An 11,945-nucleotide genomic window follows, 5' to 3' on the forward strand; every position below is an offset into this window, starting at 1 on the left:
TTTGAGCCTTTTTCCAGAGGTATGGGAAGCCGAAGATGACCCGACGTTTCGCTTATACCTGACCTTCAAGGATTACCCACATGAAAGCTATCGTCTTCACCGAATACGGCCTGCCAATCGACGACCCTCGTGCATTGTTCGACAGTGAGCTGCTAGAACCTACCCCAGGGCCGCACGACCTGCTGGTGCAGGTCAGGGCCATCGCGGTGAACCCGGTCGATACCAAGGTCCGTTCCGGTAAGGGTGCTACCGAGCAGCCTAAAGTGCTCGGCTGGGATGCGGTCGGTGTAGTGCGTGCCGTAGGCGCCGACGTAACGCTGTTCCAGCCCGGCGATGAAGTGTTCTATGCCGGCGCCATCGACCGTCCTGGCAGCTATAGCGAGCTGCACCTGGTCGACGAACGTATTGTCGGGCGCAAGCCGCGCAGCCTGGACGATGCCAGTGCCGCCGCTTTGCCATTGACGTCGATCACTGCCTGGGAACTGCTGTTCGACCGCCTCGGCATCAGCGAGGACAGTGGAGCAGGGCAGAGTCTGCTGATCCTGGGTGCCGGCGGCGGCGTGGGTTCGATCCTGACGCAACTGGCCCGCCAGTTGACCGGCCTGCAGGTGATCGGCACCGCTTCTCGCCCAGAAACCCGGGAATGGGTCAGCGCCCTGGGTGCGCATCATGTGATCGACCACAGCCGGCCGCTGGCCGAGCAGCTAAAGGGCATTGGTATCGAGGCGGTGGATCACGTGATCAGCCTCACCCACACCGACAGCTACCTTCCTCAACTGATCGAGGTGTTGCGGCCCCAGGGCCATCTGGCACTGATCGACGATCCGGCCGTGCTCGATGTGGTGCCGCTCAAGCGCAAGTCGCTGGCGCTGCACTGGGAGCTGATGTTCACCCGCTCGCTGTACGGGACGGACGACATGATCAAGCAGCACCAGTTGCTCAACCGTGTGGCGGAGCTGATCGACGCCGGTGTGCTTAAGACGACTGTAGGCGAGCATTTCGGCCGCATCGAGGCGGCCAACCTGCGGCGTGCCCATGCACTGATCGAAAGCGGCAAAGCCATGGGCAAGATCGTCCTGGAAGGCTTCTGACTTATCCATGGACCAGCGCCCGCCGCGCGGGCAGGAGACTCATCATGCGCATCGAAAAACGGTTTCGCCACACACTGTTGGCCTTGGCGCTCGCCAGTCCAGTCACCTTCGCCACACCACTTCAGCCGCTGCCGGCGAGCGCTGCGTCGGCTCGGCCGATTGGAGTGATTGACCAGGTATTTGCATTCCATGACGCCATGCCCACCGGCGTCACCGTCAGCGAGACCGGACGTATCTTCGTCAACTTCCCGCGCTGGGGCGACGCCGTGCCTTTCACCGTTGCTGAAATTCGAGACGGGAAGGTCCAGCCTTACCCCAATGCAGCCATCAATACCGAAGATCCGGACGACCCGGCCAAGGGATTCATCAGTGTGCAAAGTGTGGTCGCCGACGGCATGGGGCGTATCTGGGTGCTGGACACCGCTGCGCCGGAATTCTCCACGCCGCGTCCCGGCGGCGCGAAGCTGGTCGCCATCGACCTGGCCAGCAATCGGGTGGTCAAGACCCTGGTCTTTCCACCTGAGGTGATCCTGCCGAGCACCTATGTCAACGACATGCGCTTCGACTTCCGGGTGGGCAAGCAAGGCACGGTTTACGTGACCGATTCGTCCGTATCCGGCCCCGGCGGCATCATCGTCATGGATATCGCCAGTGGTAAAGCCAGCCGTCGCCTGAGCGGCGCAGTGCAGACTTCTGTCGACCCGGACTTCGTACCGGTCGTGGAGGGCAGACCGGCACTACTGACCAAAGGCGTCGATGGCAAGCCGAAGGCGCTGGGGGTGGCTTCCGACGGCATCGCTTTATCCGCGGATGGAAAAGACCTCTATTTCTCTCCGTTGTCCAGTCGCCACCTGTACGCCGTATCTACCGCACTTTTGCGCGACCCAGCTGTGAGCGAGGCACAGCTGCAGGCTGCCGTGCGTGACCTGGGTGAGAAGGGCGCCTCCGATGGCCTTGAGGCGGATGCCGAGGGTGCCGTTTACGCCACCGACTACGAACACAACGGGATTCGCAAGCGTCTGCACGACGGCACGTGGCAAACCATTGTCCATGACCCGCGGGTGCTCTGGCCGGACACCCTGTCCATCGGCCCGGACGGCTACCTGTATTTCACCGCCAACCAGCTGCATCGCTCGCCTGGCTTCAACGATGGCCAGGACCTGCGTAGCAAACCCTACAGCCTGTTGCGGGTGAAGATCGATGCAGCGCCGGCACCTACTCACAGAGACGGCTCCGCTGATGCAGCAGCTATCGGCAACCATTGACTTCGGACTGTGCCCGAGACGTACGTCTGCGGGCGAGGTGAAACCATGAAACCGATCATCCGCCTCGGTTACATCGACCTGAGCTTTCATGCGGCCAGTGCCGCGCTGGTGCAGCGCGTACTCGAACGCCACGGCTATGAGGTTCAGGTCAGTGCCGCGCCCCATGAAGACATGTTCCGCCGCTATGGTGCCGGCGCTGTCGACATGCTGGCCTCGGCCTGGCTGCCGGCGAGCCATGGCGACTACCTGGCGCCTTATGCCGCGCAAACACGCACGCTCGGCGTACTGTACCGGCCTTACTGCATCTGGGGCGTGCCGGACTATGTGCCCGTCGACGCGGTACAGAGCGTCGCGGACCTCCTTCGCCCCGAGGTCGCAACACGGATGACGAGGCTGATCCAAGGCATCAATCCCGGCGCCGGCATCAGCCGCTTCTCCAGGGCGATCATTCAAAAATACGCCCTCGATCGGCTCGGCTATCACTTCGAGAACGGTACTCAGGCCGATTGCTTCGTGCACTACGAACAAGCCCATGCACGGCGCGAATGGTGCGTCGTGCCACTGTGGCATCCGCAGTTCCTTCATCACTCACACTGCATTCGCCCATTGGACGAACCCCTGGGGCTGCTCGGTGGCCAGGATGACGCAACGCTGATCGTGAGCGAGCCATTTGCCCGCGATATGCCCGTGGCATTGCTTGATGAATTGAACCGCCTCAGTCCTGGCAACGCAGTCATCAGCGAACTTGATCACTTGATCTGCCGCGGTGGGATGTCAGCGCTGCAAGCCGCCGACGCCTGGCTGGCTCGCAGCGCTGCCCTTTGAAAAACACTATCTGACAGGAGAAACAACCAATGGAACTCGCCAGCCTCGCCAAACGTCGCTACACCACCAAGGCCTTCGACGCCAGCCGCAAGATCCCGCAGGCGTCCATCGACGCGTTGCTCGAACAACTGCGCCACAGTCCATCCTCGGTCAACTCGCAACCCTGGCATTTCGTCATTGCATCTACCGACGAAGGCAAGGCGCGAATCGCCAAGGGAACCGAGGGTAGCTTTGCCTATAACGCACCCAAGGTCCTCAAGGCTTCGCATGTGATCGTGCTGTGCAGCCGTAACGACATGACCGAGGAACACCTGCAGGCGCTGCTGGAGCAGGAAGCCCGTGATGGCCGTTTCCACAGTGAGGACGCCAAGGCCGGGCAGGACAATGCCCGCCGCGGTTACGTAGCGCTGCACCGCTATGACCAGAAGGACCTGCAGCATTGGATGGAAAAGCAGACCTATCTTGCGTTGGGGACCCTGCTGCTAGGCGCTGCCGCGCTTGGTCTGGACGCCACGCCAATGGAAGGCTTCGACTTCAAGAAGCTCGACGAGGAGTTGGGGTTGCGGGCACAAGGTCTAACCAGTCTCGTACTGGTCGCGCTTGGCTATCGTGACGAAGCCGACTTCAATGCCGGCCTACCGAAGTCGCGCCTGCCGGCAGAGCAGCTGTTCACTCATATTTAAGAAACAAGCCCCCCTAAATCGACGAGCAAGCGGGCGCCACTCGGCTTCCTGATGGCAGGCATTCGCCAGCAGCTTCTTTCGTAAAGCAGCGAGCAGCCGCTACGACAGGGCTTGATCGATCCAAGCAACCCTGGATGCTACCGATCAGCCCTATGGAAACGCAGGGGGGGTGGAGCGGCGCGCGAAGCGGCGATGATGAGGGGGCCGCCTCGCGATGACTTATAGGCGATGCTTACGCTCATCGATTCACATCTACCACCACGCGTCCGCGAACCTTGCCATCAAGTAACTGCTCGGCGACCGGAATGGCCTCGCTCAGGCCAATCTCGTGGGTGATCTGATCCAGTAGCGAGAGGTCCAGGTCGGTGCAAAGACGCTCCCAGGCCTCTACACGCTCCTTGTAGGAACGGGTGACGCTGTTGATGCCAAGCAGGCTTACACCGCGCAAGATGAAGGGCGCCACCGTTGCTGGGAATTCCATCCCTTGAGCTAGGCCGCAAGCAGCAACGACTCCATCGGCGTGCGTACCGGCGCATACGTTAGCGAGCGTATGGCTACCGACTGAGTCGATTGCCGCAGCCCATCGCTCTTTCGCCAGGGCTCGCCCGGGATTGGACAGTTCGTTGCGATCGATGATGGTAGCTGCGCCTAAACGCTTGAGATATTCCATCTCGCCGATCCGGCCTGTCGCGGCAATCACCTGGTAGCCTCGGCGTGCCAGCAGCGCAATGGCGAAGCTGCCAACACCACCATTGGCCCCCGTTACGAGTACCTCGCCACGCGCCGGGGTCAGGCCATGACGCTCGAGGGCTAACAGACAAAGCATCGCCGTATAGCCTGCAGTTCCTATTGCCATGGCCTGGCGTTCGCTCAAACCCTTCGGCAGCGGGATCAACCAATCCCCGCGCAGCCTGGCTTTCTGGGCCAATCCTCCCCAGTGGCTTTCACCTACGCCCCACCCGTTGAGCAGAACTCGGTCACCAACCTGATAGTCCGGGTGATTGCTGGCTTCAACCATTCCTGCCAGGTCAATTCCGGGGATCATAGGAAATTGGCGGACGACCGGGCTCTTGCCGCTGATAGCCAAGCCGTCCTTGTAGTTGAGCGTGCTGTAGCCCACGCGGACGGTAACATCGCCAGCCGGGAGCTGTTCGTCATGCAGCTCAGCTAACTGGGCTTGGTACCTATCTGCGTTTTTCTCGATAAGAATCGCCTTGAACATCTTTGCCTCCTATTTAGACCGATCGTCTATAAATTCCTAAAAAAATTAACGGGTAATCGCCGCGATGAACCCTTCGCTGAAGATTTCCAGCGGCCGCAGATCGCGGCTCAACTTGCTGCGAAGCACTGCGCCTTCCCAACCGATCCAGAAAAAAGCAGCGAGAGAAGCGCAGTCGCTATCGATGTCTACCTGTCCTTGGCTCGCGGCTTCCTGTAGGCAGCAAGCCAGACGTTCCTGCCAATCAAGCAAAGTATGCTCCAGCGCCAGACGGAAGCTTTCAGGCAAGACCATGATCTCCTGTCCAAGATTGCCCACCAGGCAACCGCGGCGGAATTCATATTTCGTCATACCCGCTTTGGCATCCTCGACGAAGTTTCGTATGCGCTGAAGCGGCGGCACGGCCTCCTCTAGCAGCAGACGATCCAATTTCCTGGCGAAGCGGTTTGCATAGCGATCCAAGACCGCCCGGCCAAACGCCTCTTTGCTATCGAAGTAGTGATAGAACGAGCCCTTGGGAACATTGATCCGTTTCAAAACCCCATCGATACCCGTCGCCGCAAAGCCCTGTTCGCTCAATACTTCCATGCCGCAACGAAGCAGTGCTTCGCGGGTGTCTTCACGCTCTCGAGGAACCTTTGGGGGGCGGCCGCGACGGGCTACTGGTTTTGCGATAGTCATGGCAGCATATTAGACCGATCGTCTTAAATATCAAGGCAGCAAAAACTGGATTGCTCAAGTATGCAAGGGCTGAAAGTCTCTTTTGCTGAGGCATTTGAAAGGGATGGGAGTTGTGCCGGCTGGCGGCTAATACTCAAATCTCGAAGGGCCTTGAGCATGCTAATCCTGCGCGTGGCACGGTTTGGGCACAGAATTGGCACAGCCTGAAAGGCTCCCCATGAGATGTGACTGAAGGCAGTACTCATCGCCGCCCAAGGGCTGGCATAGAGAAAATAAGCGGGAGTGAGCCGACATGAGCTTCTAAAGCGGCGCAGCTTGAACAAAGCCATTGAATCAGCAAGAGATGGCGCACCTGGCGGGATTCGAACCCACGACCCTTGCCTTCGGAGGGCAATACTCTATCCAGCTGAGCTACAGGTGCGTAATTGTTGCGACGGTCTATTTGACCACTAGCTGTCACCCTTCTCAACTCGATGATCACTGCCTTCGGAGGGCAGTACTCTATCCAGCTGAGCTACGGATGCGTTGCGGGGCGCAATCATACGCATCTCGGCGGTTAGCGTCCATTCTGCATGAGTGTGCATTATTCAGAACGGACTTTACACTTTCTGGCCATCAGAACCTGCATTTCAGAAGTTTCTGCCATTATTTTAAGGATTTTTCCCGGCCACCTATTGCCCTTTACCCCTGCCGATCCTAGGATTCGTTTGAGATTTCAAACGGCGTGTTCGGTCATTCTGAACCCTCGCACGTTCAACGGCTCTGAATCCATTACCAGGCCCCGCGCGGCTCAATTTCGGCCTGCGGGCTCTGCCCGTGACTCCAACGACTTACGCCGACGCCCGGGCGCCGGAACTGAAGGAGACTGCCATGCAACTGAAAGACCCCCAGCTGCTGCGCCAACAGGCTTATATCGATGGCCAGTGGTTGGATGCCGACAGCGGTCAGACCATTGCCGTGAACAACCCGGCGACTGGCGAGATCATCGGCCATGTTCCGAAGATGGGCCGAGCTGAAACCCGCCGCGCCATCGAGGCTGCCGAGAAGGCGCTGCCGGCCTGGCGTGCGCTGACCGCCAAGGAGCGCGCGAACAAGCTGCGCCGCTGGTTCGAGCTGCTGATGGAAAATCAGGACGACCTGGGTCGCCTGATGACCCTGGAGCAGGGCAAGCCGCTGGCCGAAGCCAAGGGCGAGATTGCCTACGCCGCCTCCTTCATCGAGTGGTTCGCCGAAGAAGCCAAGCGCGTCTACGGTGACGTGATCCCCGGCCACCAGCCGGACAAGCGCCTGATCGTGATCAAGCAGCCGATCGGCGTCACTGCGGCCATCACCCCGTGGAACTTCCCGGCGGCGATGATCACCCGCAAGGCCGGCCCGGCGCTGGCGGCTGGCTGCACCATGGTGATCAAGCCGGCTTCGCAGACCCCGTTCTCCGCCCTGGCCCTGGTCGAGCTGGCCGAGCGTGCCGGTATTCCTAAAGGCGTGCTGAGCGTGGTCACCGGCAGCGCTGGCGAAGTGGGTGGCGAGCTGACCAGCAACCCCATCGTGCGCAAGCTGAGTTTCACCGGCTCCACCGAGATCGGTCGCCAACTGATGGCCGAATGCGCGCAGGACATCAAGAAGGTGTCGCTGGAGCTGGGCGGCAACGCGCCGTTCATCGTCTTCGACGACGCCGACCTGGATGCCGCTGTCGAAGGTGCGCTGATCTCCAAGTACCGCAACAACGGCCAGACCTGCGTCTGCGCCAACCGTATCTACGTGCAGGATGGTGTCTACGATGCCTTTGCCGAGAAATTGATCGCTGCCGTGGGCAAGCTGAAGATCGGTAACGGTCTGGAAGATGGCACCACCACCGGCCCGCTGATCGACGAGAAGGCCGTGGCCAAGGTTCAGGAGCACATCGCCGACGCGGTGAACAAGGGCGCCAAGCTGGCCCTGGGCGGCAAGCCGCATGCCCTGGGTGGCACCTTCTTCGAACCGACCATTCTGGTGGACGTGCCGAAAACCGCTGCCGTGGCCAAGGAAGAGACCTTCGGCCCGCTGGCGCCGCTGTTCCGCTTCAAGGACGAGGCCGAGGTGATCGCCATGGCCAACGATACCGAGTTCGGCCTGGCCTCCTACTTCTATGCCCGTGACCTTGGCCGCGTGTTCCGCGTGGCCGAGGCGCTGGAGTACGGCATGGTGGGCATCAACACCGGCCTGATCTCCAACGAAGTCGCGCCGTTTGGCGGCGTGAAGGCTTCCGGCCTGGGCCGCGAAGGCTCCAAGTACGGGATCGAGGATTATCTCGAGATCAAGTACATGTGCCTGGGCGGCATCTGATGCCAAGACGGGGCAAGGTGCGAAAGAGCGTGCGGCGCCCCGGTTGTAAGTCGTAACCCTATTGAGTCCCTCGCGGGCTCGGTTCAGTCGATCATCGCATGCTGAACCGACCTCCCGCCGGGGACGACCATGAGGACACCATGAGCAAGACCAACGAATCCCTGCTGCAACGCCGTGCCGCTGCCGTACCGCGCGGTGTAGGCCAGATCCACCCGATCGTCGCCGAGCGCGCCGAGAACGCCACCGTGTGGGACGTCGAAGGCCGCGAATACATCGACTTCGCCGGCGGTATCGCCGTGCTGAACACCGGCCACCTGCATCCGAAGGTGGTCGCCGCCGTGCAGGAGCAGCTGACCAAGCTGTCGCACACCTGCTTCCAGGTGCTGGCCTACGAGCCCTACATCGAGCTCTGCGAGGAAATCGCCAAGCGCGTACCGGGCAACTTCGCCAAGAAGACCCTGCTGGTGACCTCCGGCTCTGAAGCCGTGGAAAACGCCGTGAAGATCGCCCGTGCTGCCACTGGCCGCGCCGGCGTGATCGCCTTCACCGGCGCCTACCACGGCCGCACCATGATGACCCTGTCGCTGACCGGCAAGGTCGTACCGTACTCCGCCGGTATGGGTCTGATGCCTGCTGGTGTGTACCGCGCCCAGGCGCCGTGCCCGTTGCACGGTGTGAGCGAGGACGAGTCCATCGCCAGCATCGAGCGCATCTTCAAGAACGACGCGCAGCCGCAGGACATCGCCGCCATCATCATCGAACCGGTACAGGGCGAGGGTGGTTTCTACGTCAACTCCCCGGCCTTCATGCAGCGCCTGCGCGCCCTGTGCGATCAGCACGGCATCCTCCTGATCGCTGACGAAGTGCAGACCGGTGCCGGCCGCACCGGTACCTTCTTCGCCACCGAGCAACTGGGCGTGGTGCCGGACCTGACCACCTTCGCCAAGTCCGTCGGCGGCGGCTTCCCGATCTCCGGCGTGTGCGGCAAGGCCGAGATCATGGACACCATCGCCCCCGGTGGCTTGGGTGGCACCTATGCCGGCAGCCCGATCGCCTGCGCCGCGGCCCTGGCCGTGCTCAAGGTGTTCGATGAAGAGAAGCTGCTGGAGCGTTCCAACGCCGTGGGCGAGAAGCTCAAGGCCGGCCTGAAGACCATCGCCGAGAAGCACAAGGTGATCGGTGACGTGCGTGGCCTGGGTTCTATGGTCGCCATCGAGCTGTTCGAAGGCGGCGACCACAGCAAGCCGGCTGCCGAGCTGGTCGGCAAGATCGTCGCCCGTGCGCGCGAGAAGGGCTTGATTCTGCTGTCGTGCGGCACCTACTACAACGTCATCCGCTTCCTGATGCCCGTCACCATCCCTGACGCGCAACTGGAAAAAGGCATCGCCATCGTCGCTGAGTGCTTCGACGAGCTGGCCTGAGCCGGACGCTGAGCACGCCTTTGCGTGCTGATGAAAAGACCCGCCCTGTGCGGGTCTTTTTTTGTCTGATACCTGATAATTGGTTGACGAGGTAAAATGATCGTTTTACCTTGGCTTTATGAATGTAGACGCCAAACTCATTTCCGTGGCCGAAGGGCTGTTCGACCGCCAGGGCTTCAACGCAACCGGCATGGACCGCCTGGCTCAGGCCGCCGGGATGTCCAGCCGTACGCTGTACAAGCACGCGGGCAGCAAGAACGAACTGATTGCCGCCGTGTTGATGACACGCGGGCAGCGCTTCCTGCAGCGACTGGAGTTGGACAGCGTCGAGGCGCTGTTCGATGCACTGGCATGCTGGATGAGCGAGGAGGGTACGCGCGGTTGCCTGTTCCTGCGTGCCCAGGGCGAGATTGGCAGCGCGGTGACGGAAGTCACCGATGCCCTGACGGCCTACAAGGCACGTTTCAGCGAGACGGTCAGGCGGATTCTCGTTCGGCAGTTGGGCGCCGATCCCGACGAGGAACTGATCGAACAGGTCGTCATTCTCTTCGAGGGTGCGACGGCGGCTGCCAGCTACCGCGGCCTGGCGGCGGTGGCCACGGCGGGCCGGGCTGCGACACTGCTTGTCGAGCGAGCGCGGGCGTGAGCCGCACCTTGCATCTGGGGGCCACGGGCTTCGGCCTGATCGCGGTGTGCTACGGTTTCGCCCGCTTCGCTTTCGGCCTGTTCCTGCCGCAGATCGAAGCTGACCTCGTGCTGCCGGAGGCTGTCGGTGGCCTGATCGCCGGCGGCTCCTTTCTTGGCTACTGCCTGGCCATTGTCGTCGCCGCGCAACTGACCGAGCGCATCGGTGCTCGGGCGGTCGCGGTGTGCGCTGCGCTGGTTGCCGCCCTGGGCATGCTGGGTATCGCCCTGGCGCCTTCAGCTGCGTGGCTCGCTGCTGCAGTATTGTTGGCGGGGATGAGCACGGGGCTGGCGTCCCCGCCCATGGCTGCAGCAGTGGCGGCGGTAATAGAGCCGCGGCGGCAGGACACCAGCAACACCCTGATCAATGCCGGTACCAGTGGCGGAGTGATTCTCTCCGGCCCTGTCGCGCTGTTGCTAGGCGCTGAATGGCGCCTGGCCTACGCCGTGTTCGCCTGCTCGGCACTGGCCCTGGCGTTGTTTGCGAGCTTCTGCGTGCCGAGTGCCACGGGTTCGCGAGTGCGGGCTGACAAGGCCGGACCGCTGTTCAGCGTGACGCTGAAGCGCCTCGTCGTCGCTTCGTTGCTGATGGGAGCGGCAAGCACGGCGTTGTGGTCGTTCGGTAGTCAGATCGTCGCCCAGCGCCTGGGTTGGGGCAGCGCTGGTTCCGGGTTGCTCTGGGTGGTGATTGGTGCTGCCGGCATCGCCGGCGCGGGTGCCGGCAGCCTGATCGCTCGGCTGGGTGTGGACTGGGCGAATCGTCTGTGTCTTGGCGCTCTGGCGGCAGCCATAGCCCTGGTCGGCATGGGCAGCATGCCGGCATTGGCGCTGCTGGGCGGCGCGTTGTTCGGAGCGGCCTACATTACCCTGAGTGGCATCTATCTGGTCTGGGGCGTAGCGGCGCTTCCCGAGCGGCCCGCGACCGGGCTCACCGTCGCCTTTCTCGGCATCGCCATCGGTCAGACGCTGGGGGCGCCGATTTTCGGCCTGCTGATGAGCTGGCTGAGCATGGACCACGCTGTGGGTCTGTTCGCGTTGCTGGCATTGGCTGCCGGAGTGATGCGCTCGAACGTCGGTGACGCGATGCGTTCGAGCCCCGTCGGTTGCCCAGAAAAAGGCCCGTACTAGACGGGCCAAAGGGTGACAAGCAACAACAGGATTCGGGGTGGCGGGAACCTGCCAGGCACTTCCCAGTCAAGTGCTTACTTGGCTTCGAAAATCACGTAGACCTTGCGGCAGGCTTCGAGTACTTCCCAGGTGCCGGAAAAACCGGCAGGTATCACGAAACGGTCGCCAGCGCGTACGGTTTTGGTATTGCCGTCGGCGTCACGCAGCACGGACACGCCCTGGAGAATCTCGCAGTACTCGTGCTCGGTGTAGCTCACCGTCCACTGACCCACGGCGCCTTCCCAGATGCCGGTGCTGAACTGGCCGCACGGGCTGCTGTAGTGGTTGCGCACGCTTTGCTCCGGGTCGCCCTTGAGCACTTTTTCCGGCGCTGGGCGATAGTGTTCGGCGGCCGTGCCGGCCTGGGCGAAGTCGACGATCTGTTCGATGTTCATCTGGCTGTTCCGTGGTTTCGGTGGCGGCAACCGCGCGACCAGCAAGGCCTTCGCGGAAAAGTCGTGGCAGCAGTCTATGTTTAAAAAAACGAACATGACAAGGGCTTTTGCCGGTCTATGTCAAAAATATTGAAAAGCCACAGCCCTCTGGTTTAGTGTGTCGGACAGGATTTGGCCAGCGATCTGGCCTTG

The 11,945-nt window shown here is 61.7% G+C and carries 12 protein-coding genes and 1 tRNA gene; 9 read left to right on the plus strand and 4 right to left on the minus strand.

From position 1 onward, the window contains the following. The first annotated feature begins 80 nt into the window (after positions 1-80). Genes JWV26_RS11780 through nfsB form a run of 4 tightly spaced genes read left to right on the plus strand, consistent with a single transcriptional unit; the run spans position 81 to position 3,864 of the window. On the plus strand, positions 81-1,091 hold the full coding sequence (locus JWV26_RS11780) for a zinc-binding alcohol dehydrogenase family protein (RefSeq protein ID WP_206419135.1): 1,011 nt from the start codon (positions 81-83) through the stop codon (positions 1,089-1,091). 44 nt (positions 1,092-1,135) lie between these two features. After that, positions 1,136-2,356 (plus strand): major royal jelly family protein, encoded by a 1,221-nt coding sequence (locus JWV26_RS11785; protein ID WP_241201297.1) that lies wholly within the window; start codon positions 1,136-1,138, stop codon positions 2,354-2,356. 45 nt (positions 2,357-2,401) lie between these two features. Next, on the plus strand, positions 2,402-3,181 hold the full coding sequence (locus JWV26_RS11790; protein ID WP_206419136.1) for a glycine betaine ABC transporter substrate-binding protein: 780 nt from the start codon (positions 2,402-2,404) through the stop codon (positions 3,179-3,181). 29 nt (positions 3,182-3,210) lie between these two features. Further along, positions 3,211-3,864, plus strand: coding sequence for an oxygen-insensitive NAD(P)H nitroreductase (gene nfsB, locus JWV26_RS11795; protein WP_206419137.1), 654 nt, complete (start codon positions 3,211-3,213; stop codon positions 3,862-3,864). A 238-nt stretch (positions 3,865-4,102) separates the two neighbouring features. On the opposite strand, the gene acuI is transcribed toward nfsB, so the two are convergent. The 3 genes from acuI to JWV26_RS11810 all read right to left on the minus strand — a co-directional run bounded on the left by acuI (position 4,103) and on the right by JWV26_RS11810 (position 6,185). After that, complete coding sequence (acuI, locus tag JWV26_RS11800; protein WP_206419138.1) at positions 4,103-5,086, minus strand: acrylyl-CoA reductase (NADPH); 984 nt, start codon at positions 5,084-5,086, stop codon at positions 4,103-4,105. Positions 5,087-5,131: 45 nt separating this feature from the next. After that, positions 5,132-5,764, minus strand: coding sequence for an acrylate utilization transcriptional regulator AcuR (gene acuR / locus JWV26_RS11805; RefSeq protein WP_206419139.1), 633 nt, complete (start codon positions 5,762-5,764; stop codon positions 5,132-5,134). Positions 5,765-6,108: 344 nt separating this feature from the next. Further along, positions 6,109-6,185, minus strand: a tRNA-Arg gene (locus tag JWV26_RS11810). Between the two features lie 449 nt (positions 6,186-6,634). Here JWV26_RS11810 and gabD point away from each other — a divergent pair. The 4 genes from gabD (at position 6,635) to JWV26_RS11830 (ending at position 11,319) form a co-directional block, all read left to right on the plus strand. After that, entirely contained in the window at positions 6,635-8,086 is a 1,452-nt protein-coding gene (gabD, locus tag JWV26_RS11815) for an NADP-dependent succinate-semialdehyde dehydrogenase (RefSeq protein WP_013713440.1), read from the plus strand. Between the two features lie 140 nt (positions 8,087-8,226). Further along, the gene (gene gabT / locus JWV26_RS11820) at positions 8,227-9,507 is read left to right on the plus strand and encodes a 4-aminobutyrate--2-oxoglutarate transaminase (protein WP_093048021.1); all 1,281 of its coding nucleotides are present in this window, start codon (positions 8,227-8,229) and stop codon (positions 9,505-9,507) included. 118 nt (positions 9,508-9,625) lie between these two features. Further along, complete coding sequence (locus JWV26_RS11825) at positions 9,626-10,153, plus strand: TetR/AcrR family transcriptional regulator (RefSeq protein WP_072423597.1); 528 nt, start codon at positions 9,626-9,628, stop codon at positions 10,151-10,153. Further along, positions 10,150-11,319, plus strand: a complete 1,170-nt coding sequence (locus JWV26_RS11830; RefSeq protein WP_072423596.1) for an MFS transporter — start codon at positions 10,150-10,152, stop codon at positions 11,317-11,319. Before JWV26_RS11825 ends, JWV26_RS11830 begins: the two co-directional genes overlap by 4 nt. Before the next feature lie 74 nt (positions 11,320-11,393). Here the strand turns inward: JWV26_RS11830 and JWV26_RS11835 are convergent, their stop codons facing one another. Further along, entirely contained in the window at positions 11,394-11,753 is a 360-nt protein-coding gene (locus tag JWV26_RS11835) for a cupin domain-containing protein (RefSeq protein WP_074915308.1), read from the minus strand. Between JWV26_RS11835 and JWV26_RS11840 the strand changes: the two genes are divergently transcribed. After that, positions 11,746-11,886: a hypothetical protein gene (locus JWV26_RS11840; RefSeq protein WP_206419140.1), complete on the plus strand. Its 141-nt coding sequence runs from the start codon at positions 11,746-11,748 to the stop codon at positions 11,884-11,886. The two genes, JWV26_RS11835 and JWV26_RS11840, sit on opposite strands and share 8 nt — an antisense overlap. Positions 11,887-11,945 lie beyond the last annotated feature (59 nt).

Source organism: Ectopseudomonas toyotomiensis (assembly GCF_017167985.1).
Lineage (GTDB): Bacteria > Pseudomonadota > Gammaproteobacteria > Pseudomonadales > Pseudomonadaceae > Aquipseudomonas > Aquipseudomonas toyotomiensis.